Source organism: Ensifer sp. R1-3 (assembly GCF_056739175.1).
The window spans coordinates 3,237,304-3,262,091 of sequence record NZ_CP096515.1 but is presented as its reverse complement, the minus strand read 5'-3'; the positions used below and the strand labels follow the sequence as shown (position 1 = coordinate 3,262,091).

Here is a 24,788-nt window from a genome sequence, read left to right as displayed (position 1 = left end):
TTGCTGCTAAGGCTTGGCAGCCGTCCGGAAAATAGTCATAAAAACATATGCCTTCTGCCGCTTATGCGAACGCGCGGACCTCGTCCGCGTGACCCGTCCGGCGTCAGTCCTCGCGGGACCGAAGTCCCGACCTCCAATACACTCGCAAGGAGACAAAACGATCGAATACGCGGAGAAATTGCTTTCTGTTTTCATTCTTCTCCCATTCGCGGGAAGCCTCATTGCAATCTTCTTCCCGTCCGATCAGCGCGGTGCGATATCCTGGTTCGCAGGTGCGATCGCGCTTGTCTGCTTCCTGGTGACCGCCGGCCTCTACCCCTACGTCGCCTCGGGCGGCGTCCTCCATTACCGGATCGACTGGGTTCCTGAACTCGGGCTGAACTTCACCCTCAGGATGGACGGCTTCGCCTGGCTTTTTTCGGCGCTGATCACGGCGATCGGCGTTCTCGTCGTCCTTTATGCCCGCTACTATATGGCCGAGGAGGACCCGGTCCCGCGGTTTTTCGCGCTGTTCCTCGCCTTCATGGGCTCGATGCTGGGCGTCGTCCTTTCCGGCAACCTCATTCTGCTCGCCGTCTTCTGGGAGCTGACCAGCATCGTCTCCTTCCTGCTGATCGGCTATTGGCACCATAACGCACACGCCCGCGACGGCGCCCGAATGGCGCTGACGATTACCGGCACGGGCGGCCTCGCCATGTTCGTCGGCCTGATAATCATCGGCAAGATCGTCGGCAGCTATGAACTCGACGCGGTCCTCGCCTCGGGCGACGCGATCCGCAACCATCCCCTCTATGGCACGGTGCTTGTCCTCGTCCTGCTCGGGGCGTTGACGAAGAGCGCCCAGTTCCCCTTCCATTTCTGGCTGCCGCACGCGATGGCGGCCCCGACGCCGGTTTCGGCCTATCTGCATTCGGCAACGATGGTGAAGGCCGGCGTGTTCCTGCTCGTGCGGTTCTGGCCGGTGATGGCCGGCACGGAAGCCTGGTTCTGGATCGTCGGCCTTGCGGGCCTGACAACCCTCCTGCTCGGCGCCTATTTCGCGATTTTTCAGCAGGATCTGAAAGGACTCCTCGCCTATTCGACGATCAGTCATCTCGGGCTCATCACCGTTCTCCTGAGCCTCGGCAGTCCGCTGGCAGCCGTCGCCGCGGTCTTCCATATCGTCAACCACGCGACCTTCAAGGCCTCGCTCTTCATGGCGGCCGGCATCATCGATCATGAAAGCGGCACCCGCGACATTCGCAGGCTGGGCGGGCTGTTCCACTTCATGCCGATCACCGCGACGCTCGCCATGGTGGCGAGTGCCGCCATGGCCGGCGTGCCGCTGCTCAACGGCTTTCTCTCCAAGGAGATGTTCTTTGCCGAGGCGATCGAGACGCATCTCGTCAACCCGCTCGACACGGTCACGCCGTACGTGGCGACGATCGCGGGCATGTTTGCAGTCACCTATTCGCTCCGCTTCATCCACGGCGTCTTCTTCGGCCGGCCCCCGGCAGACCTCCCGAGAAAGCCGCATGAGCCACCCCGCTGGATGCGGGCGCCGGTCGACTTCCTCGTTCTCGCCTGTCTGGTCGTCGGTATAATTCCCGCCCAGACGATCGGTCCCTTTCTTCACACGGCCGTTCTCTCGGTCCTGCGCGAGGGAACGCCCGATTACAGCCTTTCGGTCTGGCACGGCTGGAACATTCCGCTGATCATGAGCTTCGTCGCGCTTTCAGGCGGCATCGGTCTCTATTTCCTGATGCGCTCCTATCTGGCGACGGCCGTCGAGGGTCCGCCGGTCTTCCGGCTGCTCCAGGGTCAGCGCATTTTCGAGCGCGTTCTGGTGACGCTTTCCTGGAAGTGGGCCCGATGGCTCGAACAGCGGCTCGGCACGCGCCGCCTGCAGCCGCAGATGCGTCTCCTCGTCTTCCTGGCACTTGCAGCGGGGGCATCGCCGCTTCTTCTCGGCAATTTCGAACTGCCGCCGCTTGTGATCCGCGGCATCGATCCCGCCTTCGCCCTGCTTTGGGCAATCGGCATCGCCTGCGCCATCGGCTCCGCCTATCAGGCGAAATTCCACCGTCTCGCCTCGCTGGTGCTCCTCGGCGGAGCAGGGCTCGTCACCTGCATTACCTTCGTCTGGCTTTCCGCACCCGATCTTGCGGTCACGCAGCTCCTGGTGGAGATCGTCACCACCGTGCTCATTCTCCTCGGATTGCGCTGGCTGCCGAAGCGCATCGAGGAGCCGGTGGCGGCGGAAGACATCTCGATCCGGGTCCGCCTGAGGCGCTTGCGCGACTTGCTGCTGGCGATCGGCGCCGGCGGAGGAATGATGCTCATCGCCTACACGGTGATGACGCGGCCCCTTCCCGAAACCATCGCCAGCTATTTTCTCGAGCGCGCCTATCGCGAGGGCGGCGGCACCAACGTCGTCAACGTCATCCTCGTCGATTTCCGCGGCTTCGATACGCTCGGCGAGATCGCCGTGCTCTGCATCGTGGCGCTCACGGTCTTCGCGCTTCTCCTGCGCTTCCGACCTCAGTCCGACAGCCTGGAGGCCCCTGAGCAGCAAAAAGTGCAGAACGCCTTCGACGACGATCACCCCGACCGCGCCGCCGGCGACAGCGTGGCCGAATACCTCTTCATCCCGGCGGTGATCATGCGCTGGATGTTTCCGGTCACCGGAATGCTCGCGGCCTTTCTCTTCCTGCGCGGACATGATCTGCCGGGGGGCGGTTTTGCCGCCGGCATCGCCATGTCGATCGGCTTCATCCTGCAATATATGTCCGGCGGCACCCGCTGGGTCGAGGAACGGCTCCGCATCCATCCGCTTCGCTGGATGAGCATCGGTCTCCTGGTGGCGACGGCCACGGGCGTCGGATCCTGGTTCTTCGGCTATCCGTTCCTCACCTCCCACGCGCAATATGCAAGCCTGCCGGTCGTCGGCAAGTTTCCGCTCGCCAGCGCGATCCTCTTCGACCTCGGCGTCTTCTCGCTGGTGCTCGGTGCCACCGTTCTCATCCTGATCGCGCTGGCGCACCAGTCGGTCCGTGCACCGCGTGCGCATGCGAAGGCCGCGCGCTCCGACAAGGAGGCGGTACGCTAATGGAACTCATTCTTTCAGCCGGGATCGGCACGCTGACCGCATCGGGCGTCTATCTTCTCCTGAGGCCGCGAACATACCAGGTGATCATCGGGCTTTCGCTGCTCTCCTTCGCCGTCAATCTCTTCATCTTCGGCATGGGCCGGTTGCGGGTGAACGCCCCGCCGATCCTCGATCCAGGCGGCGTCGGCGATCTCGCCCGCTATACCGACCCGGTGCCGCAGGCACTGGTGCTGACGGCGATCGTCATCGGCTTCGCCATGACCGCACTTTTCCTCGTGGTGCTGCTCGCCTCCCGCGGCTTCACCGGAACCGACCATGTGGACGGAAGGGAGCAGCGCGGTGACTGATTGGCTCGATCATCTTCTCATCCTGCCGATCCTGCTGCCGCTTGCCGTGGCCGCGGTGCTGATCCCGATCAACGAGCGCGACCGGACATTGAAGGGGGCCATCGGCTTCGCGTCCACGCTCGTCGTCTTCATCCTCTCGATGATCCTCATGCGACTTGCCGCTGCCGGCACCGGCAGCCTCCCCGGATCAGGGGTCTATCAGCTCGGCAACTGGCCCGCCCCCTTCGGTATCGTCCTCGTGCTCGACCGCCTGTCGGCCCTGATGCTGTGCCTGACGAGCGGCCTTGCACTCGCCGCACAGGCCTATTCCATGGCGCGGTGGCACACGGCGGGGCATCACTTCCATTCGCTGTTCCAGCTTCTCGTAGCCGGTCTCAACGGCGCATTTCTCACGGGCGACCTCTTCAATCTCTTCGTCTTCTTCGAGATGATGCTGGCCGCCTCCTACGGCCTGCTCCTGCACGGCTCCGGCCCTCTGCGCGTGAAGGCGGGGCTGCATTATATCGCCGTCAACCTCGCCGCCTCGGCGCTGTTCCTGATCGGCGTCAGCCTGATCTACGGCGCCGCCGGCACGCTCAACATGGCCGACCTCGCAACGAAGCTCGCAGCCCTCGAACCCAGAAGCAGAACGCTCGTCGAAATGGGCTCGGCCATCCTCGGCGTCGCCTTCCTCGTCAAGGCGGGCATGTGGCCGCTCAGCTTCTGGCTGCCGACGGCCTATGCTGCGGCGACGCCGCCGGTCGCAGGCGTCTTCGCGGTCCTGACCAAGGTCGGCATCTACGTCATCATCCGCCTGCATCTGCTCGTCTTCGGCACCGCGGCGGGCGCATCGTCCGGTTTCGGCCAGGAATGGCTCGTCACCGGGGGAATGCTGACGATCGCCTTCGGCGGCATCGGCGTACTCGCCTCGCAGGCAATGGGCCGCCTTGCGGGCTACTCCGTTCTCGTATCCTCGGGGACGCTGCTCGCCGCGGTCGGCCTCGGCCACGACGGAATGCTCGCCGGCGCACTCTTCTATCTGGTCAGCTCGACACTGACGATCGGGGCCTTCTTCCTGCTGATCGAACTCGTCGAACGCGGCCGGGACGCCGGCGCCGACGTTCTGGCGGTGACTATGGAAGCCTATGGCGATTTCGACGAGGACGAGGAGGAGGAAGAGGTCGGCGCCGCCATTCCCGGCACAATGGCCGTTCTCGGCCTCTGCTTCTGCCTCTGTGCCCTGCTGCTCGCCGGCCTGCCGCCTCTCTCCGGCTTCATCGCCAAATTCGCGCTCATCAGCGGCCTCTTCGACATGCCGGCCGCCGAGCTCGCGACCGCACTGTCCGCCGCCGACTGGACCTATGTCACTCTCCTCATCCTGTCCGGTCTCGCCGCCATGATCGCGATGAACCGCATCGGCATCCGAACCTTCTGGGCGTCGATCGAGGGTACGATCCCGCGGGTCGTCGTGATCGAGATCACGCCGGTCGTCGTCCTGCTCGGCGCCTGCATCTTCCTGAGCCTGCAGGCAGGACCCGCGATGCGCTACATGCAGGCGACGGCTGACGATCTGCTCGCGCCGCTCACCCACAGCGAGCGCGTGCTTTCGGCGCCGCGGGCCGGGAGCCAGTAGCGATGCGTACCTGGTTCCCCTACCCGCTGCTCTCGATCGCGCTCCTCCTCATGTGGCTGCTTCTGAGCCAGTCCGTGACGCCGGGCTCTATCGTCCTCGGCCTGGTGGTCAGCACGGTTCTCGCATGGGTGACGCTCAACCTGCAGCCCGCCCGCTCGCGTCTCCACCGCTGGAGCCGGATCGCCGGATTCATCCTGCGCGTCGTCGGCGACGTCATCCGCTCCAATATCGCCGTCACGCTGATCATCCTGCGCGCAGGCAGGCGTCCGGTTAATGCGGGCTTCATGACGGTCAGCCTCGATCTCGACGACGAGAACGCCCTGGCGCTGCTCGCCTGCGTCGTCACGGCGACGCCGGGCACCGCATGGCTCGAATATGATCGTCGCCAGAAGATTCTGCTCTTCCACGTACTCGACATCGAAAACGAAGACCTGTGGCGGAAAACGATCACGCGCTATGCGGCCGACTTGAAGGAGATATTCGAATGATGGAGCTTGCCGTCGTCTGGTCCGTGCTCGTGGCACAGACCATGCTTGCGCTGGCCATGGCCTTCGCGCTCTACCGCATGGCCAGAGGACCGAGGGCCCAGGACCGCATTCTCGGTCTCGACACGCTCTACATCAATGCGATGCTGATGCTCATCACCTTCGGTATCCGCACGGCGAATACGGTCTATTTCGAAACGGCGCTGATCATCGCTGTGATCGGCTTCGCCTCGTCGATCGCGCTGGCAAAGTTCCTCATGCGCGGCGAGGTGATCGAATGAGCCATCTGACCGACCTTCCGCCATGGGCGGCGCTCCTCGTCTGCGGGCTGATGCTCGTCGGCGCCGCCACCACCCTGATCGGATCGCTCGGGCTCCTGCGCCTGCCGGATTTCTACGCGCGCCTGCACGCCCCGACGATCGCGACCAGCGGCGGCACCATCCTCCTCTGCCTCGCCTCGATCCTCTGCTTCGCGGTCTTGCAGAGCCGCTGGGTATTCCACGAAGTTCTCATCATCTTCTTCGTGACAGTGACGACGCCCGTGACCCTGATGCTCCTTGGCCAGGCGACCCTCTACCGCGACCGCTTCGAGGAACGGCAGGGCGTGCCGCGTAAGCAGAAGCCCGCACCGGGTGAAGAATAACTACTCGCCCGCCTGACGGAACGCCTCCCGCGTCTCATCCAGGTGAAGGGCAAAGCCTGGCGCAGCCGGATCTCCCAGTCCGGGGCGGAGCTGCATGCTCGGAATGAGATAATCTCCGCCATTCTGCTGCCGATAGGGAATGGGTGAGACGGTCCCGATCGTCCGCATCCTTTCGCGGAGACCCTCAGCGACCTCAGTGAATCCGGCTTCGTCGAGGCGATCGGCGCGATAAGCCACGAAGGGAGGAAGCACGTCGTAGCCGGGATAATAGAGGATGCCGTGATTGATCGGGAACAGAAGGTCGTCGATTGGTCCGTTCACCCCGCGGGCGGAATAGTGCTCTTCCCAACCGCCGGCGGTGACGATCAGCATCGCGCGCTTGCCTGTCAGGCTGCCTTCGCCATAGCGGTCGCCCCAGCGCTTGTCGCTATGTTCGCCGACGCCATAGGCGAAGCCGTAGGCAAACACCCGGTCGACCCAGCCCTTGAGAATGGCAGGCATGGAAAACCACCAGAGCGGGAATTGAAGAATCAGAACGTCCGCCCACAGCAGCTTTTCGATCTCCGCCTTTACATCTTCCGTCAAAGCGCCGGCTTCGAAGGCCGTCTTGGACGCCGCGACCGGCACGAGCCGCGCATCCGGCGGCAGTAGAGGGAAGTCGGCGTGACCGACTTCGGATTTCCAACCGTCGGCATAGAGATCGGAGACCAGCACTTCGTGACCTTGGGCCGTGAGCTCCTCGATCGCGACGTCGCGGAGCGCTCCGTTGAGCGAGCGCGATTCCGGGTGGGCAAAGACGAGCAGGATTTTCATGGATCATTCTCCTGGTGAGATTTCGAACCTCTAGGTAGCCAACGCTCGTCTAATCCGCTACCTCTGGAGAATGCATAAGATTATGCCAAATAATGGATAAATCCGACATCACCTTGGAGCGCATGCGCACCTTCGCCCGCGTGGCGGAGCGTGGGAGTCTCAGTGCAGTCGCGCGCGAACTCGGAGTAGGTCAATCGACCGTAACACGCCACCTGCGCGAGCTTGAGGAGGCCGTGGGCGTGCCTTTGCTGAGCAGGACGACCCGGCGCGTCATGATGACCGACGAAGGCAGCCGCTATTACGCCCGAAGCGTCGAGATCCTGCGCCTGGTCGAGCAGGCCAGCGATGAGGTGCGCCGCACGCGCGGCGCTCAAGCCGGTACGATCCGGGTCTCCTGCACGGCGGCTTTCGGCGTGCTGCATGTCAGCCGGCTGATCTTCGCCTTTCAGGACCTTTTTCCGGAGATCGGCATCGACCTGAGCCTCAGCGATGAGCGCGTCGACCTCGTGCGGGAGGGGATTGATGTGGCGATCCGCCTGGGGCCTGTCAGCGACAGTTCGATGCGGATGAAAGCGCTTGGCCAAAGCCGGCGGCTGCTGGTGGCAGCGCCGGCCTACCTCGCGGAGCGCGGAAGACCGGCCACTCCGCAGGAGCTCATCGGGCACGAAGGCATCCGGATGTCGAATGTGTCAGGCAGCGAAACACTCGCCCTGCAGGGGCGGGATGGCAAGTACCACGCCGTCCCCTTCGGCGGGCGCTTGAGAGTGGACCATGGCCTGGCCGTGCGCGAAGCGCTCATCGCCGGACGCGGAATCGTGCCAGCGCATCGATGGCTTGTCGGCGATCTTCTGGAGGCCGGAAGGATCGAGGCGGTGCTGCCCGGCTATTCGCTTCCTTCCGTGCCGCTCAACATGCTGATCGTACCGGAACGCGCCGGCATCTCCCGGGTCCGCCTTCTCATCGACTTCCTCGCAAATGAGATCGGCAAGCTCCCGGGAATGGACCGTTCGCCGAACGGGCAATGATCAGCCGGCTTTCCGCTGTGGCACTTTGAACGATGCCCGCCCGTTCAATCGCGCCCGCGGAACCGGCGCTGATAGGTCGGGTCGTAGAGCGAGCTCTCGCGGAAATCCGATGCTTCCAGGCCCGGTCCGACGAAGATCAGCGCAGTGCGTTCGATCGGTTCCGCCGCAACCCTGGCTGCGATGTCGCCGAGCGTGCCGCGGACGACGCGCTCGTCCGGCCAGGAGGCCTTGACCACGATCGCGACCGGGCAGTCGGCGCCGTAAAGCGGCGTCAGCTCCTCGACCACCTGACCAAGCGCGTGAATCGCAAGATGGATCGCAAGCGTCGAACCGGTGGCTCCGAAGGCGGCGAGCGTCTCGCTGTTCGGCATCGGCGAGGCACGACCGGACACGCGGGTCAGCACCAGGCTCTGCGCGACGGCCGGGATCGTCAGCTCGCGGCCGAGCGTCGCGGCAGCGGCAGCGAAGGCGGGGACGCCCGGCGTCATCGTGTAGGCGATCCCATTCTTCTCCAGCCGGCGGATCTGTTCTGCCACCGCGCTCCAGACGGAGAGATCGCCGGAATGCAGCCGGGCGACATCCTCGCCGGCTCCGGCGGCGCGGACATATTCCGCCTCGATCTCGTCGAGCGACATCGGCGCCGTATCGATAATGCGGGCGCCCGGCGGGCAATATTGCAAAAGCTCGGGCGATACGATCGAACCGGCGTAGAGGCAGACGGGGCAGCGGCCAATCAGGTCCCTGCCCCTGACCGTGATGAGGTCTGCCGCGCCCGGGCCTGCGCCGATGAAATGAACCGTCATGATCTGTCCTCTCGAAAAAGCATGGTCCGAAGATCGGCTCACGCCTTTATCCACGACCATTGCGTGACCGGCATGGCCGGCCGCCAGCCCGTCATGGCGCCGACGGGCGAGGTCCGGGCGATGTCGATGCGGATCAGCGAGCCGCCGAACTGCGCATGTCGGGCGAGCAGCACCGCTTCCATCTCCGTCGTCACGGCATTGGCGACGAGACGTCCGCCGGGCGCGAGCGCCGCAATCGCCGCCTCCATCACGCCGGGCTCGCTGCCGCCGCCGCCGATGAAGATCACCTCCGGCTGCGGAAGCCCTCGCAGCGCCTCCGGCGCCTGCCCTTCGACGACCACAAGCCCCGGAACGCCGAAGCGGACCGCATTGCGGCCGATCCGCGCAGCCCGTTCGGACGACGCCTCTATGGCGACGGCGCGCATCGCCGGATCGGCAAGCATCCATTCGATCGCGATCGAGCCTGAGCCGGCTCCGATGTCCCAGAGGAGTTCGCCCTTGCGCGGCGCGAGTGCCGAGAGGGTCAGCGCCCGCACCTCCCGCTTGGTGATCTGGCCGTCGTGCTCGAAAAGCCGCTCGTCCAGGCCGTTCGCAAGCGTCAGAACGCGTGCATCGGCATCGGCCACCACCTCAAGCGCGCAGACGTTCAGCGCGTTGATTTCCTCCATCGCGAAGCCGGAAGCGAGGTGGCGGGAGACACGCTCGCTGGCGCCGCCGAGCGCCTCGAGAACCGTAAGCCGTGACTGACCGAATCCGCTTTCTGCAAGCAGCCCGGCAAGCGCCTTCGGCCCGCTCTCGTCCGAGGTCAGCGCCAGGACGCGCGCGCCCGGCTGAAGATGCGGCCTTATGAGATCGAGCGGACGGCCGTGCAGCGAAACGGTCGCGACCTCCTGCAGCGGCCAGCCGAGCCGGGAAGCGGCGAGGCTGAAGGCGGACGGCGCGGGGATGGTGTGCATTTCCGCGGCATCTACGCGGCGCGCCAGCGTGGCGCCGACGCCGTAAAGAAACGGATCGCCGGAGGCGAGCACAACGACGGGGCTGCCGCGACGGGCGACGATCGCCTCCACCGATCTTTCAAACGGGCTCTGCCAGATATGGCGTTCGCCACCGATCAGCGGCGCAGCGAGTTCCAAATGGCGGGCTCCGCCGAAGACGACGGGAGCGGCCTCAATGAGGCGCTTGGCCTCGTCGCCGAGACCGGCTACACCGTCTTCTCCGATACCGATCACGATGAGCCAGGGAGCGACGATGGCCGAGCCGCTGTTCGACATGTCAGCCACGGGCAGACCTCGCATTCTGATCCTGGGCGGAACGACCGAGGCGCGGCAGCTCGCAGAGCGCCTGGTCTCCGAACCCTATTACGATACGGCGATCTCGCTTGCCGGCCGTACCGCCGATCCCCGCCCGCAGCCGCTTCCTACGCGCACCGGCGGCTTCGGCGGCGCCGAAGGGCTCGCCGTCTTCCTGCGCGAGCGAAACATCGCCCTGCTGATCGATGCGACGCACCCCTTCGCCGCCCGCATCTCGCTCAACGCAGCCGCGGCGGCTAAGATGACCGGAACGCCGCTCCTCGCGCTCCGCCGCGCCGCCTGGGCTGCAGAACCCGGCGATCGATGGACATGCGTCGGAAGCGTCGCGGAAGCGGTTCCCGCATTGGGCGAGGCGCCGCGCCGCGTCTTTCTGGCAATCGGCCGGCAGGAGGCTTTCCATTTCGAGAGGGCGCCGCAGCACAGCTACGTCGTGCGCAGCGTCGATCCGGTGATGCCGCCGCTCGATCTGCCGGATGTCACCGCCATCCTCGCCTCCGGCCCCTTTGCGCAGGCCGACGAAACAGAACTGCTCGAACGTCACGGGATCGACGTCATCGTCGCCAAGAACAGCGGCGGCGCGGCCACCTACGGCAAGATAGCGGCGGCGCGTCAGCTCGGGATCGAGGTGGTGATGGTCGAGCGCCACAAGCCTGCCGACGTTCAATCGGTCGGCGACTGTGACGAGGCGCTCGAACGCATCCGTCAATGGCTTTCTCCGGTGAAGGACCGCGGCGTGTAGACGAGGTCGTGCTTTCCCTCGCGGGCGATGATGCGCGTCTCCGGCGAACCGATGATCACGCAGGTCGCCATGTCGGCGCGGCCGGCGTCGGCCTCGCCGAGCGGCATGACCGCGATGCGCTCGTCGGGCCGCCCGGCGGCGCGGCCGAAGATCACCGGAACTTGGGCCGGCAGCACCTGCCGCAGTACCTCGAAGGCCTCGCCGAGCTGCCAGGGACGCGCCTTGCTGATCGGATTGTAGAGCGCGATGACGAGCCCCGCTTCGGCGGCAAGCCTCAACCGCCGGGTGATGACATCCCAGGGCTTCAGATTATCGGAAAGCGACATGGCGCAGAAATCGTGTCCGAGCGGTGCCCCGATCCGGGCTGCGACCGCGAGCATTGCGGTGACGCCGGGCGTGATCGTGAGATCGACCTCACGCCATTCCTGCGGCCCCTTGTCGATCGCCTCGCAGACGGCGGCCGCCATCGCGAAGATGCCGGGATCGCCGCCGGAGACGACGCAGACATCCGCCCCGGCTGCGGCGCGCGCGAGCGCTGCCTGGGCGCGGTCGAGCTCCTCGCGGTTGTCCGAAGCGATGCGCCGTTGATCAGCCCGAAGATGCAGTCGATCGAGATATGGGCCGTAGCCGAAGAACTCGGTAGCGACCGCAATCGCGTCTTCGGCCTCGGGGGTCATTTGTGCCGGATTGCCGGGGCCGGTGCCGACGATGAAGAGCTTTCCGGTCATGCCCTGCCCTCCGATCCGGGCCTGTCCTTCCAGCCTGGAACAAGCACCAGCGAGAAATAGGGCGCCTCGTCGTCCGGCTTCTCGCCGAGCGGAACCATCGCTGCATTCCTCATGGTGCCGCGCTCGACATAGACGGCCGCCTCGAGCCTGCCTGCCGCCGCCAGCGCCCGGCGGATCTTCGGCAGGTTTCGGCCGACCTTCATGATGACCGCGGCCTGCGTGTCGGCAAGGCGGCGCTGAAGCTCGCCCTCGCCCATCGTGCCGGGGAGAACCGAGAGCACGTCGTCGCCCTGCACCAGCGGCAGCCCCGCGAGCGACCAGCAGCCGGACATTGCGGTGATGCCCGGAATGACCTCGGCCGGGAAACGGCCGGCAAGCCGCACATGGAGGTGCATGTAGGAGCCGTAGAAAAGCGGATCGCCCTCACTCAGCACCGCGACTGTTCGTCCGGCGAGAAGATGCGCCGCGACGGCCTCGGCCGAGGCGTCGTAGAAGTCGGTGATCTGGCGCTTATAGGCGTCATGATCCTTGTCGATCTCGGTCGTCACCGGGTAGTAGAGCGGCAATTCGGTCATGCCCGGCTTCAAAAGACCTTCGACCACCGCGCGGCCGTTGCCGTTGCGTCCGGCCTTGGCGAAATAGGCGACGACATCCGCTTCGCCGAGCGCCCGGACCGCCTTTACGGTCAGGAGTTCAGGATCGCCGGGACCCGTTCCGACGCCGATAAGCCGGCCTGATTCCACGCCGCTCACAGGCCCGGCCTCGCGAGAGAATTCAGTGCGGCGGCGGTCATCGCGCTGCCGCCGAGGCGGCCACGTACGATCGCAAAGGGAACGCCATAGGAATTTTCGGCGAGCGCGTCCTTCGATTCGGCCGCACCGACGAAACCGACCGGCATTCCGAGGATCGCCGCCGGCTTCGGGGCGCCGTCGCGCAGCATCTCGAGCAGATAGAACAGTGCGGTCGGCGCATTGCCGATCGCAACGACGGAGCCAGCCATCCGCTCACCCCAGAGCTTCAGTGCCGCGGCGGAACGCGTATTGCCGATCTCGGTCGCAATCTCCGCGGTGCGCGGATCGCGGAGCGTGCAGATCACCTCGTTTCCGGCGGGCAGCCGGGCGCGGGTCACACCATGGGCGACCATTTCGGCGTCGCAGAGAATCGGCGCGCCGTCTTTCAGCGCCGCGCGCGCGGCGGAGACGAAGCCGGGCGAGAACACGAATTGGCGCACCGCCTCGACCGAGCCGCAGGCATGCACCATGCGTATGGCGAGATCGGCTTCCTCCTCCGAAAATCCGGAAAGGTCGGCTTCCGCGCGGATGATCGCGAAGGAACGCTCATAGATGGCGTTGCCATCGCGGATGTAATCGTAATCAGGCATTTCTATCCCTGTTCAAACGCGGCGGCGATGCGCGCGGTCCCGAGCCGTGTAAGACAGGACAGCGCCGATTCGCCAGCGTCTTTGTTTTCCCGCACGAGCGCGTTCAGCGCGCCGAACGCAGATCCTATTCCGTTTTCATCCCTGTAGGCACTCGGCGCGACGGAAGCAGTGCCATTTACGACAAGCGCATATCCTGATGGCGCACCGACGAGCGTCAGCGGCGACGCCGTGGGGCTGGCGCAACCCTTGGGACAGCCGGAGAGATGCACCGTCGCCGAACCGTCGAGGAGGTTCGGTGCAACTTCCACCAACAGCCTCGCCATCGCCTTTGTGTCCATCCGCGCCGAGGCGCAGGCGAGGCCCGCGCAGGTGGCTATGTGATTGCGCGGATCGTCGGAGGCGACCAGAAAGCCGTGCGCAGAGGCGAGCCGTTGCGCAACGGCCGCCGTTTCGCCCGAAAGACCGAGGACGAACAGACCGTGCGGGGGTGCCAAGCGTATCTCGTTTGCGCCGAGTTCCTCCGCCTGCCGGAGGAATGCGACGAGACTACCCGCATCGGTTTGCGCGAAGGCCAGCCCGATGCCAAGCACGGTGCCGGCGCCGCCGAAGTGGTGGATGCCCGCCGGTGGCGGCGAAAAAACGGGACCGTCCACGCGCGGCAGGGCATCGCCGGCAGCCGCGCGCTGCCGAAGAAGATCGGCATCGAGCTCGCGGGCGCGGGAAGCGGGACCGCGCGCAGTGAGATCTCCCAGGATTTCGAGAACCATCGGGACGATATCTTTCGATTCCAGGAGCGAGACGGGCTTTGCCGAACGCGCCGTCCCGCCGAGCGAAAACAGCCATCGCACGCCGCCCTCATGCTCGAGCGCAGAGACACGCAGGTCGGCGGTCAGGCTTCCCAGGTGAAAGCGGCCGCCTCCATCCACGACGATCGAAAGTTTCGGCGCAAGCCTGAGCGCCTCACCCGCGCCGGAGATCGCCACGCGCAGCGCGCGGGCGAGCGGGCGAGGATCGGCGATTTCGTCCGGGTCGAATCCGGCAAGCGGCGGCGTCTCGATCGCGACCCCTTCGGCAATGGCTATCTCCGCCGCCCCTATCGCTTCGGCGAGCGCCGGAACGCTTTCCGGCGTCAGGCCGCGTATCTGCAGGTTGCCGCGTGCGGTGACCTCAATGACCCCGCTGCCGCATCTCGCAGCCGCACCGGCAATCGCCCTCATCTCCGCCGGCGTCAGACCGTCGCCCGCCGGTCGCAGCCGCACGAGCAGGCCGTCCCCGGTCTGCATCGGCGCCGCCAGCGAGGGACAACTCCCGCGGCGCATCGATGTGCCGGTCGCAGATCGGTCGGCTCGTGGAGCGGCGCAGCTTGTCATTCGTCTTCGGTGATCCTTCGGTGTCTCGGAGCCATCACGGCAGGACTGATCGATCGAGCCTATATCACAGGCGGGCGCGTCGAGAGAGATCAAAGATCCCCGGCCAAGAGCACGGCAATGCCCGTTTACTCTTCGAAATCGGCGCCCTTGCGCAGCAGATAGATATCCATGATCCAGCCCATCCGCTCGCGCGCGGCGGCCCGCGCTTCGAGAATCTGCTCTTTCACCTCGGCGAGGCGCCCTGAAATGACGATCTCGTCGGGCGTGCCGAGATAGGCGCCCCAATAGATCTCGGCGTCCGGATCCTCGATCTTCCGGAACGCCTGCTCGCCGTCGAGCATGACGACGGCCGTCTCGTTCCTGTGCGGAAAACTTTCGGCGAGCCGCCGGCCGGTGGTGATTTCCACCGGCTTGCCGACGAGGTTCAACGGTATGCGATGGCTGGCACAGAGCGCCTGCAGGCTGGTGATGCCCGGAATGACGTCGTAGCCGAAGGTGACCTGGCCGCGCGTCTTCACGCGTTCGACGATGCGGATCGTGCTGTCATAAAGCATCGGATCGCCCCATACGAGGAAGGCGCCGGTCTGCCCTTCCGCAAGCTCGCTCTCCAGCAGCGCCTCGTAGGCGGCGGCAATGCCCGCATGCCAGTCGTCCACGCTTTCCACGTAGCTGCGGCCTTCGGTGCGGCGGACGGGCACGGCGAATTCGACGGTGCGGCTGCCGGCCCGCGTCACGTAACGGGCGCATATCCCGCGGCGCAGCTCGGCGAGCTCGGTCTTCTTCTCCCCTTTGGTCGGGATGAAGAGCACATCAGCCCGGTTCAGCGCATTGATCGCCTGAACCGTCATGTGCTCGGGGTTGCCCGCACCGATACCGATGATCAGGATGTGTCGCATGCCGTCTCCCATCGCGCCACCCGCATAGCCGGGCCAGTCCTACCCGCATAGTCGGGCAGTCTTTGACGGATCGCCGCGGCGGGTGCAAGGCCCATTCGCGACGGCAAACGCTACGGCCGCGTCAGCAGTTCGGCGCCATCTGCCGCTCGACGGCCAAGGGGGGATCTTCCGGCAACCGCCAATCGATCGGATCCAACCCCTTGGACGTTAAAAACGCGTTCGCCTTGGAGAAATGCCGGCATCCGAAGAACCCCGCATGGGCCGATAAGGGTGACGGATGCGGTGCGGTGAGCACGAGGTGACGCGAACGATCGACAAAAGCGGCCTTGCGTTGTGCGTAAGAGCCCCAGAGCATGAAGACGACGGGCTGCGCCTGCTCGTTGACCGCCCGGATTACGGCGTCGGTGAAGCGCTCCCAGCCCCTGCCCTGGTGCGAGGCCGCGCGGCCACGCTCGACGGTCAGCACGCTGTTCAGAAGCAGCACGCCCTGGCGCGCCCAGCTTTCGAGGAAGCCGTGGCGCGCCGGCGGAATGCCGAGGTCTTCCTGCAATTCCTTGTAGATGTTGACGAGTGAAGGAGGCGTGCGCACGCCCGGACGAACGCTGAAGCAGAGCCCATGCGCCTGCCCGTCGCCATGATAGGGATCCTGGCCGAGGATGACGACGCGTACCCTGTCGAGCGGGGTCAGATCGAGCGCACGGAAATATTCGACGCCCCTCGGAAAAATCTGCCGACCCTGCTGCTTCTCCTCCAGCAGGAACCGCTTGAGCTCGGCCATGTAACCGTGGCGGAATTCTCCGCCCAGAACGGCTTTCCAGCTTTCTTCCAGCCTGATCGTCGCGTCCATGTGGATCGTCCACCTCCTTGGGTCCCGTTCCGGAATTTAGACGCATGGGCGCCTATCGCAAGCGCTCGCGTAGTCTCCGCCCCATCGGTTCACCGATTTTGATTACGGCGCAACGGCCGCATTGTATTTCTACGAATATAGCGGTAACCAAAATACCGAAGCGTTATATCTTGGGAAATATCACGAACGGGGAGGCTTGGGTGTGACAACGAGAAGAGACTGGCTCAAGGCCATATCACTGGCGCTCGGCGTGGTCCTGGCGGGAACGGCCTTTGCACCGGCCCAGGCGGCGGAGAAGGTCACCGTGTTCGCCGCGGCGAGCCTCAAGAATGCGCTCGATGCGATCAACGGCGAATGGCTCAAGCAGACCGGCAAGGAAGCGATCGTGTCCTATGCGGCGAGTTCGGCGCTGGCGAAACAGATCGAGCAGGGCGCGCCCGCCGATGTGTTCATCTCGGCCGATCTTGCCTGGATGGATTATCTCGCCGACAAGAAGCTGATCAAGTCCGACACGCGCTCCAACCTGCTCGGCAATCGCATCGTCCTCGTCTCCGGCAAGTCGGACGCCCCGGCTGTCGAGATCGAGCCGGGTCTCGACCTCGCCGGTCTTCTCGGCGACGGGCTATTGGCCATGGGAGCCGTGGATTCCGTCCCCGCCGGCAAGTATGGCAAGGCCGCGCTGGAAAAGCTTGGGCTGTGGCCGAACGTTGCCGGAAAGGTCGCCGGCGCCGAAAGCGTCCGCGCCGCCCTCCTCCTCGTGTCGCGTGGCGAGGCGCCCTACGGCATCGTCTACCGAACCGACGCCGCAGCCGATGCCAATGTGAAAGTGGTCGGCACCTTCCCCGAGGACAGCCACCCGCCAATCATCTACCCGGTCGCGATCACCGCGGACAGCAGGAATGCCGATGCCGCCGCCTACCTCGAATTCGTCCGCTCGCCGGAGGCGGCGGCGCTTTTCCAGGCCGAGGGCTTCACGGTTCTGGAATAGAAACTGGAGCGGGACGAGGAAAAGTGTGTGCGGTTTTCCGCCCGCATCCCGCGTCTCAATTTCTTGGAATCGATCACGCTCATGTTTTCAGGCCGACTCGACCTGAAAAAATGAACGTGATCTAGCGAATGATTGCACGACACGGCGCGTCAGGAACGGGAGTACGAGCTTGGACTGGATGGCATTGAGCGACGCGGAGTGGACGGCCGTCCGCCTGAGCCTGCGGGTCGCCACCGTAGCGATGCTTGCGAGCCTCCCGCCTGCGCTCCTCGTCTCGATGATACTTGCGCGCGGCCGCTTCTGGGGCAAGTCGCTCCTGAACGGCCTCGTCCATATGCCGCTGATCCTCCCGCCGGTAGTCACGGGCTTCGCTCTGCTGCTCCTTTTCGGCCGGCGCGGACCGGTCGGTGCATTTCTCGCGGAGAACTTCGGCCTGGTCTTTTCCTTCCGCTGGACGGGAGCGGCGCTCGCCTGCGCGGTAATGGGCTTCCCCTTGATGGTCCGCAGCATCCGGCTGTCGATCGAAGCAGTCGACCGCAAGCTCGAAGAGGCGGCGGGTACCCTCGGCGCGAGCCCCGCCTGGATCTTCCTGACGGTCACCTTGCCCCTGATCCTCCCCGGCATTCTCGCCGGCATGGTCCTTTCCTTCGCCAAGGCCATGGGCGAATTCGGCGCGACCATCACCTTCGTCTCCAATATTCCCGGCGAGACGCAGACGCTTTCCGCCGCGATCTATACCTTCACACAGGTGCCGGGCGGCGACGCCGGCGCGATGCGCCTTGCCGTGATCTCGGTCGTCATTTCGATGGCGGCGCTGATGCTTTCGGAAGCCATGGCTTCAGCAGCGGCGCGGCGGACGGTGGCGGCATGAGGCTCGAGGTCGAAGCGCGCCTTCGTCTCGGCTCCTTCGCGATCGACGCCGCCTTCGGCTCGGAGGGCGGGGTGACCGCTCTTTTCGGCCGCTCCGGCTCCGGCAAGACCTCGCTTGTCAACATCATCGCCGGCCTCCTCCGGCCCGATCAGGGCCGCGTCGTGCTCGACGGCGACACGATCGCCGACAGTGAGCGCCGGCTTTTCACCCCCGTCCACCGCCGCCGCTTTGCCTATGTGTTCCAGGAAGCCCGCCTCTTTCCGCATCTGAGCGTCCGCGGAAATCTTGCCTATGGCCGCTGGTTCGCAGGCGCGGCGCGGTCAGGGCCCGAATTCGGCAGGATCGTCGAAATGCTCGGCATCGGCCATTTGCTCGATCGCATGCCCTCGAAGCTCTCGGGCGGCGAGCGGCAGCGCGTCGCCATCGGCCGGGCGCTGCTCGCTTTCCCCCGCCTGCTCTTGATGGACGAGCCGCTCGCCGCGCTCGACGACGCCAGAAAGGCCGAAATCCTGCCCTATCTGGAGCGGCTGCGCGACGAGACGCGGATTCCGATCGTCTATGTCAGTCATTCGGTGGCTGAAGTGGCGCGGCTGGCGGAGCGCGTCGTCGTCATGGAAAACGGCCGGGTCAAGGCCTCCGGCAAAACGGCGGCCGTTCTGAACGAGCCGTTCCCAACATCCACCGCCGGCCGGCGAGAAGCCGGCGCGTTGATCGAGGGCATCGTCGACAGTCATGACGAAGGCCACGAACTGACTGTGGTGCGCGCCGGAGACTGCCTGATCCGCGTGCCGCATCTCGTCGCCGAGCCCGGGCAGAGACTTCGCCTCTACATCGCGGCGCGCGACGTCATGCTGGCGACCCGCCGCCCGGAAGGCATCAGCGCCCTTAACGTGCTTTCGGGAACGATCGTCGGCCTCTCTTCGCCGCGGCAAGGAAGCATCGACGTGCGCGTAGACTGCGGCGGCAACGTCATTGCCGCGCGAGTCACGACCCTTTCCCGCGATGCGCTCGACCTGCGGCCGGGGAAGCAGGTGCACGCCGTCGTCAAGACCGTCGCGCTCGATTATTAGAGAAGCGAATGGTTAGAACGGCTTTCCAGCTGGCTCCTCTTGCGGAGCACCATTGCAGTCGCGCATGGCGTCCAGCCAATCGAGATCGTCCGCAATCGCCGCCTGTGCCTTGGCCTCCATCGCCCGGAAGCGCTCGATCAGCATCTCGCCGAAAGCGGTGAGGACGGCGCCGCCGCCCTGCTTGCCGCCACGCTGGGAGTCGACCGCCGGCTCCTTGAACATACGGTTCAAGGCGTCGACCAGTAGCCAGGCACGCCGGTAAGACATATCCATGGCCCGCCCGGCAGCGGAAATGGAGCCGGTCTCGCGGATGTGTTCCAAAAGCATGATCTTGCCGCGCCCGAGACGGTCGTCCGGCGGGAAGTCGATGCGGAGGATCGGGCGGAGGTCGGCTTCGGTGTCGCGCATGGAGCGAACATAAAGCCTCGCGCAGGAGACGGGAAGGCGCGACCGCTCAAAGACCATGCGGGAACTTCGGGCATGCGGGAACTGTGCATCGCCGCCCGAAACCGGCCGGGCAGGCTTGATCGAAGCCGACATTGGATGCAGCGATAGAAACAGCTGAACAAACCCAAGAGATGACCATGCCCGGCCCCGCTCTCGACCTCGTTGAAACCGATCCTTCGCTGCCCGGTAGCGCCGACGTCGTCATCATCGGCGGCGGTATCATCGGAGTGAGCACGGCGCTCTTTCTCGCCGAGCGCGGCGTGGAGGTCGTCCTCTGCGAGAAGGGCGTTCTCGGCGGCGAGCAATCGAGCCGCAACTGGGGCTGGGTTCGCGTCATGGGCCGCGATCGGCGCGAGATTCCCCTGGCGATGGAGGCGCTGAAAATCTGGGACACGCTCGATGCGCGTGTCGGCGGCGAGACCGGATTTCGCCGGAGCGGCATTCTCTATATTTCCGAAACGGAGCAGGACGTCGCCAACCGCGATGCCTGGCTCGCGATCGCGAAGCCGCATGGCGTCGACAGCCGCCAGCTCACCGCCGACGAGACCCGGGAGCGCATGGCCGGAGCGGCGATCCGCTACAAAGGCGCGCTCTATACGCCGAGCGATGGCCGAGCCGAGCCGCAGAAAGCGGTGCCCGCAATCGCGGCCGGAGCACGCCGCGCCGGCGCACGCATCGTGACCGGCTGTGCGGTGCGGGGGATCGAGAAGAGTGCGGGTCGGGTAAGCGCCGTCGTCACCGAAAAGGGCCGCATCGAAACGTCAACGGTGGTGCTTGCTGGCGGCGCCTGGTCGCGGCTCTTCTGCAAGGGCCTCGGCATTCGGCTGCCGCAGCTGAAGGTGCGCAACACCGTGCTCAGGACCGCTCCGGTCGAGGGCGGCACGGACGGCGCAGGCGCAACGGCGACTTACGCCTATCGCAAACGCATCGACGGCGGCTACACGATCGCCACCGCGGGTGCCAATCTGCATCCGCTTGTGCCGGACACATTCGCATTCTTCCGCGATTTTCGCGCGGCGAGACGGGCCGAGGGCGAAGCCGTGCAGGCAGGCTTGAGCGCCCAGAGCTGGCGCGAGCTTTTCGAAATCGCATCCGTGCCCCTCGATCGGCCTGGCGCCTTCGAGCGCCACCGCATCCTCGATCCGCGGCCTGATCCGAAATCCGTGCTCAAGGCATTCGAGGAAGCAAAAAAGGCCCTTCCGAAGCTCCGTACCGTCGAGCCGGTGCATATCTGGGCCGGCCTGATCGATGTCACGCCGGACGTCGTGCCGGTCATTTCGCTCGCGCAAGAGCTGCCGGGCCTCGTCATCGCCACCGGCTTCTCCGGTCACGGCTTCGGCATCGGCCCCGGTGCCGGACATCTCGTCGCCGATCTCGTCACCGGAAACCCGCCGATCGTCGATCCCTCCGCGTTCCGCCTTTCTCGCTTTGCCGATGGCAGCCCGATAGAGATCGCGCCACCGGTCTGAGGGGCCGGTCGCCCGCCGGTCTCACGAAAGAAAATTACCCGCCACCAGCACCGGCATGGGCGTGCCAACGCGTGCCGCATGCGTGCCGGCACGAATCTGTCTTTCTTCGCGCAGCAGCCGGGCGCCGCGGCGAAAGCCCTTCATCTGGCCCCTGACTCGTGGCAGTCTGTGCCCATATCCTGTCGGGAGAACGGGAGGCCGTAGCGGCATGGCAGGCGGGGCGGAGGAACCCCGGACCCCAGCCGGAACCGCCAGGCGGCGGCGCCGTTCTTCCGGGGTATCGAGTTGCGCGACGCGCAATCCGGAAGGGAGGCCGGAACCCGCATGGATGAATTCAGCCGCTTGAGCCTGCATGTCCCCGAACCGGCCGTCCGGCCGGGCGATCTGCCCGATTTTTCCAACGTGAAGATACCAAAGGCGGGCTCGGTACCCCGGCCGGACGTCGATGTGGACCCCGAGGAGATCCGCGACCTCGCCTATTCGATCATTCGGGTGCTCAACCGCGAGGGCGAGGCAGTCGGCCCCTGGGCCGGCTTTCTTTCCGATGAGGAACTGCTGACGGGTCTCAGGCACATGATGCTGCTGCGCGCCTTCGACGCGCGCATGCTGATGGCGCAGCGTCAGGGCAAGACGTCCTTCTATATGCAGCATCTCGGCGAGGAGGCGGTGAGCTGCGCCTTCCGCAAGGCGCTTCGCAAGGGCGACATGAATTTTCCGACCTACCGCCAGGCGGGGCTCCTGATTGCCGACGACTACCCCATGGTCGAGATGATGAACCAGATCTTCTCGAACGAGCTCGATCCCTGCCACGGCCGGCAGCTGCCCGTCATGTACACCTCCAAGGACCATGGCTTCTTCACGATATCAGGCAACCTCGCCACCCAATATGTCCAGGCCGTCGGTTGGGCCATGGCATCCGCCATCAAGAACGATACGAGGATCGCCGCCGGCTGGATCGGCGACGGCTCGACCGCTGAGTCGGATTTCCACTCCGCGCTGGTCTTCGCCTCCACCTACAAGGCGCCCGTCATTCTCAACATCGTCAACAACCAGTGGGCGATCTCCACTTTCCAGGGCATCGCCCGAGGCGGTTCCGGCACCTTCGCCGCAAGGGGTCTGGGCTTCGGCATTCCGGCGCTCAGGGTCGACGGCAACGACTATCTGGCCGTCTATGCGGTGGCGCGCTGGGCGGCCGAGCGGGCGCGGCTCAATCTCGGTCCGACGCTGATCGAATACGTGACCTACCGCGTCGGCGCCCATTCGACCTCCGACGATCCGAGCGCCTATCGCCCGAAAACCGAATCGGAAGCTTGGCCGCTCGGCGACCCGGTCCTGCGCCTGAAGAAGCACCTGATCCTGCGCGGCGCCTGGTCGGAGGAGCGGCATGCGCAGGCGGAGGCGGAAATCATGGACGAAGTGATACAGGCGCAGAAGGAAGCGGAACGCCACGGAACGCTGCATGCCGGCGGCAGGCCGTCGGTACGGGATATCTTCGAAGGCGTCTATGCCGAGATGCCGCCGCATATCCGCCGTCAACGGCAGAAGGCGGGGTACTGACATGGCCAGAATGACGATGATCGAAGCGGTGCGCAGCGCCATGGACGTGTCGATGGCGCGCGACGATAATGTCGTCGTCTTCGGCGAGGACGTCGGTTATTTCGGCGGCGTTTTCCGCTGCACCCAGGGGCTTCAGGCGAAATACGGCAAGACGCGCTGCTTCGACACCCCCATCAGCGAGTCCGGCATCGTCGGCACCGCCATCGGCATGGCCGCCTACGGGCTGAAACCCTGCGTCGAGATTCAGTTTGCCGACTATATGTATCCCGCTTACGACCAGCTCACGCAGGAAGCTGCGCGCATCCGCTACCGCTCGAACGGCGACTTCACCTGCCCGATCGTCGTGCGCATGCCGACGGGCGGCGGCATCTTCGGCGGCCAGACCCATAGCCAGAGCCCGGAGGCGCTCTTCACCCATGTTTGCGGGCTGAAGGTCGTCGTGCCGTCGAATCCCTATGACGCCAAGGGCCTCCTCATCTCGGCGATCGAGGACCCGGACCCGGTGATGTTCCTGGAGCCGAAGCGGCTTTATAACGGCCCCTTCGACGGGCATCACGAACGCCCGGTCACGGCCTGGTCCAAGCACGAGCTCGGCGACGTTCCGGACGGTCACTATACGATTCCGATCGGCAAGGCCGAGATACGCCGCAGGGGCTCAGGCGTGACCGTCATCGCCTATGGTACGATGGTGCATGTGGCGCTCGCGGCAGCCGAGGAGACCGGTATCGACGCGGAAGTGATCGATCTGCGCAGTCTGTTGCCGCTCGACCTCGAGACGATCGTGCAATCGGCGAAGAAGACCGGGCGGTGCGTGGTCGTGCACGAGGCGACACTGACCTCGGGATTCGGTGCCGAGCTCGCCGCCCTCGTTCAGGAACACTGCTTCTATCACCTCGAATCCCCGGTCGTCCGGGTAACGGGTTGGGACACGCCCTATCCGCACGCACAGGAGTGGGATTATTTCCCCGGTCCGGCACGCGTCGGGCGTGCGCTCGCCGAAGCGATGGAGGGCTGACCCGTGGGTGAATTCATCATCAAGATGCCGGATGTCGGTGAAGGTGTCGCGGAGGCCGAGCTCGTCGAATGGCATGTGAAGCCCGGCGACCCGGTGCGCGAAGACATGGTGCTTGCCGCCGTCATGACCGACAAGGCGACGGTCGAAATCCCCTCGCCCGTCACCGGCAAGGTCCTGTGGCTCGGGGCGGAGGTCGGCGACACGGTCGCGGTGAAGGCGCCGCTGGTCAGGATCGAGACCGCCGGCGAGGCGGGCGAAGCTGCCCCGGACAGCGTCCCGGAGGCGCTGGCCGAAAAGGTGCTGGACGAGCCCGTCGCCGTCTCCTCCCGGCCCGAGGCCAAGGCGCCGCCGCAGCCTGAAAAGCCTGCGCCGAAACCCGCACCGGCGCCGCGCGAAGCGCCGGATCTTTCGGCAAAGCCGCTCGCCTCCCCGGCGGTGCGGCTGCGCGCCAGAGAGAGCGGCATCGATCTCAGGCAGGTAGCCGGCACCGGGCCGGCCGGCCGGATCACCCATGAGGATCTCGATCTCTTCATCAGCCGTGGCGCCGAGCCGCTGCCGGCTCAGACCGGCCTCGTCCGCAAGACCGCCGTCGAGGAGGTCAGGATGACCGGCCTCAGGCGCCGGATCGCCGAGAAGATGTCGCTCTCCACCTCACGCATCCCCCACATCACCTATGTGGAAGAGGTGGATATGACGGCGCTCGAGGATCTGCGCGCGACGATGAACCGCGACCGCAAGCCCGAGCAGGCCAAGCTCACGATCCTGCCTTTCCTGATGCGCGCGCTGGTAAAGACCGTCGCCGAGCAGCCCGGCGTCAACGCCACTTTCGACGACCATGCCGGCGTCATCCACCGCCACGCCGCCGTCCATATCGGCATCGCCACCCAGACGCCCGCCGGGCTGACCGTTCCGGTGGTGCGCCATGCCGAGGCACGCGGAATATGGGACTGCGCGGCCGAGCTCAACCGGCTGGCGGACGCCGCCCGTACCGGAACCGCGACGCGGGACGAACTCACCGGCTCGACCATTACCATCTCCTCGCTCGGCGCTATCGGCGGAATCGCTTCGACGCCGGTCATCAACCATCCGGAGGTGGCGATCGTCGGCGTCAACAAGATCGCCGTCCGTCCCGTCTGGGACGGCGCACAATTCGTCCCGCGCAAGATCATGAATCTCTCGTCGAGCTTCGATCACCGGGTCATCGACGGCTGGGATGCCGCGGTCTTCGTCCAGCGCCTGAAGACGCTGCTCGAAACGCCGGCGCTGATTTTCGTTGAAGGATAG

At 65.5% G+C, this 24,788-nt stretch carries 26 protein-coding genes; 15 read left to right on the top strand and 11 right to left on the bottom strand.

Annotated elements, in window-relative coordinates:
- Positions 1 to 178: 178 nt before the first annotated feature.
- The 6 genes from M1D43_RS15495 to mnhG are packed head-to-tail and all read left to right on the top strand — an operon-like array spanning position 179 to position 6,175.
- Positions 179 to 3,088: a monovalent cation/H+ antiporter subunit A gene (locus tag M1D43_RS15495; protein ID WP_192923385.1), complete on the top strand. Its 2,910-nt coding sequence runs from the start codon at positions 179 to 181 to the stop codon at positions 3,086 to 3,088.
- Complete coding sequence (locus M1D43_RS15490; RefSeq protein WP_003528841.1) at positions 3,088 to 3,435, top strand: Na+/H+ antiporter subunit C; 348 nt, start codon at positions 3,088 to 3,090, stop codon at positions 3,433 to 3,435. The genes M1D43_RS15495 and M1D43_RS15490 overlap by 1 nt, the downstream gene beginning before the upstream one ends.
- Positions 3,404 to 5,047 (top strand): monovalent cation/H+ antiporter subunit D, encoded by a 1,644-nt coding sequence (locus M1D43_RS15485; RefSeq protein WP_153313062.1) that lies wholly within the window; start codon positions 3,404 to 3,406, stop codon positions 5,045 to 5,047. Before M1D43_RS15490 ends, M1D43_RS15485 begins: the two co-directional genes overlap by 32 nt.
- 2 nt (positions 5,048 to 5,049) lie before the next feature.
- Entirely contained in the window at positions 5,050 to 5,535 is a 486-nt protein-coding gene (locus M1D43_RS15480) for a Na+/H+ antiporter subunit E (RefSeq protein WP_003528836.1), read from the top strand.
- Positions 5,532 to 5,813, top strand: a complete 282-nt coding sequence (locus tag M1D43_RS15475; protein WP_003528834.1) for a K+/H+ antiporter subunit F — start codon at positions 5,532 to 5,534, stop codon at positions 5,811 to 5,813. The genes M1D43_RS15480 and M1D43_RS15475 overlap by 4 nt, the downstream gene beginning before the upstream one ends.
- Entirely contained in the window at positions 5,810 to 6,175 is a 366-nt protein-coding gene (mnhG, locus tag M1D43_RS15470; protein ID WP_003528830.1) for a monovalent cation/H(+) antiporter subunit G, read from the top strand. Before M1D43_RS15475 ends, mnhG begins: the two co-directional genes overlap by 4 nt.
- Here mnhG and M1D43_RS15465 read toward each other — a convergent pair whose 3' ends face one another.
- Complete coding sequence (locus tag M1D43_RS15465) at positions 6,176 to 6,988, bottom strand: NAD(P)H-dependent oxidoreductase (protein ID WP_153313063.1); 813 nt, start codon at positions 6,986 to 6,988, stop codon at positions 6,176 to 6,178.
- 92 nt (positions 6,989 to 7,080) lie between these two features.
- Between M1D43_RS15465 and M1D43_RS15460 the strand changes: the two genes are divergently transcribed.
- Positions 7,081 to 8,013 (top strand): LysR family transcriptional regulator, encoded by a 933-nt coding sequence (locus M1D43_RS15460; protein ID WP_107608421.1) that lies wholly within the window; start codon positions 7,081 to 7,083, stop codon positions 8,011 to 8,013.
- Between the two features lie 44 nt (positions 8,014 to 8,057).
- Here M1D43_RS15460 and cobM read toward each other — a convergent pair whose 3' ends face one another.
- The gene (cobM, locus tag M1D43_RS15455) at positions 8,058 to 8,816 is read right to left on the bottom strand and encodes a precorrin-4 C(11)-methyltransferase (protein ID WP_107608422.1); all 759 of its coding nucleotides are present in this window, start codon (positions 8,814 to 8,816) and stop codon (positions 8,058 to 8,060) included.
- Positions 8,817 to 8,854: 38 nt separating this feature from the next.
- A complete protein-coding gene (cbiE, locus tag M1D43_RS15450; RefSeq protein ID WP_192923386.1) occupies positions 8,855 to 10,087 on the bottom strand; it encodes a precorrin-6y C5,15-methyltransferase (decarboxylating) subunit CbiE in 1,233 nt (410 codons plus the stop codon).
- On the opposite strand from cbiE, the gene M1D43_RS15445 reads away from it, so the two are divergent.
- The gene (locus M1D43_RS15445) at positions 10,065 to 10,865 is read left to right on the top strand and encodes a cobalt-precorrin-6A reductase (protein WP_127595813.1); all 801 of its coding nucleotides are present in this window, start codon (positions 10,065 to 10,067) and stop codon (positions 10,863 to 10,865) included. The genes cbiE and M1D43_RS15445 overlap by 23 nt on opposite strands.
- Here M1D43_RS15445 and M1D43_RS15440 read toward each other — a convergent pair.
- From M1D43_RS15440 to ung, 6 genes are all read right to left on the bottom strand, one after another.
- Positions 10,829 to 11,593, bottom strand: a complete 765-nt coding sequence (locus M1D43_RS15440; protein ID WP_003528817.1) for a precorrin-3B C(17)-methyltransferase — start codon at positions 11,591 to 11,593, stop codon at positions 10,829 to 10,831. The two genes, M1D43_RS15445 and M1D43_RS15440, sit on opposite strands and share 37 nt — an antisense overlap.
- Positions 11,590 to 12,345 (bottom strand): precorrin-2 C(20)-methyltransferase, encoded by a 756-nt coding sequence (locus M1D43_RS15435; protein WP_107608425.1) that lies wholly within the window; start codon positions 12,343 to 12,345, stop codon positions 11,590 to 11,592. The genes M1D43_RS15440 and M1D43_RS15435 overlap by 4 nt, the downstream gene beginning before the upstream one ends.
- Entirely contained in the window at positions 12,342 to 12,974 is a 633-nt protein-coding gene (locus M1D43_RS15430; protein ID WP_003528811.1) for a precorrin-8X methylmutase, read from the bottom strand. The genes M1D43_RS15435 and M1D43_RS15430 overlap by 4 nt, the downstream gene beginning before the upstream one ends.
- A gap of 2 nt (positions 12,975 to 12,976) precedes the next feature.
- The gene (gene cobG, locus M1D43_RS15425; RefSeq protein WP_153313065.1) at positions 12,977 to 14,344 is read right to left on the bottom strand and encodes a precorrin-3B synthase; all 1,368 of its coding nucleotides are present in this window, start codon (positions 14,342 to 14,344) and stop codon (positions 12,977 to 12,979) included.
- Positions 14,345 to 14,469: 125 nt separating this feature from the next.
- Entirely contained in the window at positions 14,470 to 15,240 is a 771-nt protein-coding gene (gene cobF / locus M1D43_RS15420) for a precorrin-6A synthase (deacetylating) (RefSeq protein ID WP_107608427.1), read from the bottom strand.
- A gap of 121 nt (positions 15,241 to 15,361) precedes the next feature.
- Positions 15,362 to 16,087, bottom strand: a complete 726-nt coding sequence (gene ung / locus M1D43_RS15415; protein ID WP_003528805.1) for a uracil-DNA glycosylase — start codon at positions 16,085 to 16,087, stop codon at positions 15,362 to 15,364.
- 202 nt (positions 16,088 to 16,289) lie between these two features.
- Between ung and modA the strand changes: the two genes are divergently transcribed.
- From modA to modC, 3 genes are all read left to right on the top strand, one after another.
- Entirely contained in the window at positions 16,290 to 17,075 is a 786-nt protein-coding gene (modA, locus tag M1D43_RS15410; RefSeq protein ID WP_107608428.1) for a molybdate ABC transporter substrate-binding protein, read from the top strand.
- Between the two features lie 178 nt (positions 17,076 to 17,253).
- On the top strand, positions 17,254 to 17,946 hold the full coding sequence (gene modB, locus M1D43_RS15405; protein ID WP_003528801.1) for a molybdate ABC transporter permease subunit: 693 nt from the start codon (positions 17,254 to 17,256) through the stop codon (positions 17,944 to 17,946).
- Positions 17,943 to 19,016: a molybdenum ABC transporter ATP-binding protein gene (gene modC / locus M1D43_RS15400; protein WP_107608429.1), complete on the top strand. Its 1,074-nt coding sequence runs from the start codon at positions 17,943 to 17,945 to the stop codon at positions 19,014 to 19,016. The genes modB and modC overlap by 4 nt, the downstream gene beginning before the upstream one ends.
- 12 nt (positions 19,017 to 19,028) lie before the next feature.
- Here modC and M1D43_RS15395 read toward each other — a convergent pair whose 3' ends face one another.
- Positions 19,029 to 19,424, bottom strand: a complete 396-nt coding sequence (locus M1D43_RS15395) for a winged helix-turn-helix domain-containing protein (RefSeq protein WP_014526986.1) — start codon at positions 19,422 to 19,424, stop codon at positions 19,029 to 19,031.
- A 170-nt stretch (positions 19,425 to 19,594) separates the two neighbouring features.
- Between M1D43_RS15395 and M1D43_RS15390 the strand changes: the two genes are divergently transcribed.
- Positions 19,595 to 20,932 carry an NAD(P)/FAD-dependent oxidoreductase gene (locus tag M1D43_RS15390; RefSeq protein WP_153313068.1) on the top strand — a complete coding sequence of 446 codons (1,338 nt, stop codon included), beginning with the start codon at positions 19,595 to 19,597 and terminating at the stop codon, positions 20,930 to 20,932.
- Between the two features lie 21 nt (positions 20,933 to 20,953).
- Here the strand turns inward: M1D43_RS15390 and M1D43_RS15385 are convergent, their stop codons facing one another.
- Complete coding sequence (locus tag M1D43_RS15385; protein WP_267880367.1) at positions 20,954 to 21,076, bottom strand: hypothetical protein; 123 nt, start codon at positions 21,074 to 21,076, stop codon at positions 20,954 to 20,956.
- Between the two features lie 180 nt (positions 21,077 to 21,256).
- Between M1D43_RS15385 and M1D43_RS15380 the strand changes: the two genes are divergently transcribed.
- The 3 genes from M1D43_RS15380 to M1D43_RS15370 are packed head-to-tail and all read left to right on the top strand — an operon-like array spanning position 21,257 to position 24,788.
- Positions 21,257 to 22,489 (top strand): 3-methyl-2-oxobutanoate dehydrogenase (2-methylpropanoyl-transferring) subunit alpha, encoded by a 1,233-nt coding sequence (locus M1D43_RS15380; protein ID WP_027992202.1) that lies wholly within the window; start codon positions 21,257 to 21,259, stop codon positions 22,487 to 22,489.
- A 1-nt stretch (position 22,490) separates the two neighbouring features.
- Entirely contained in the window at positions 22,491 to 23,504 is a 1,014-nt protein-coding gene (locus M1D43_RS15375; protein WP_107608431.1) for an alpha-ketoacid dehydrogenase subunit beta, read from the top strand.
- Between the two features lie 3 nt (positions 23,505 to 23,507).
- Positions 23,508 to 24,788, top strand: coding sequence for a dihydrolipoamide acetyltransferase family protein (locus M1D43_RS15370; RefSeq protein ID WP_127595831.1), 1,281 nt, complete (start codon positions 23,508 to 23,510; stop codon positions 24,786 to 24,788).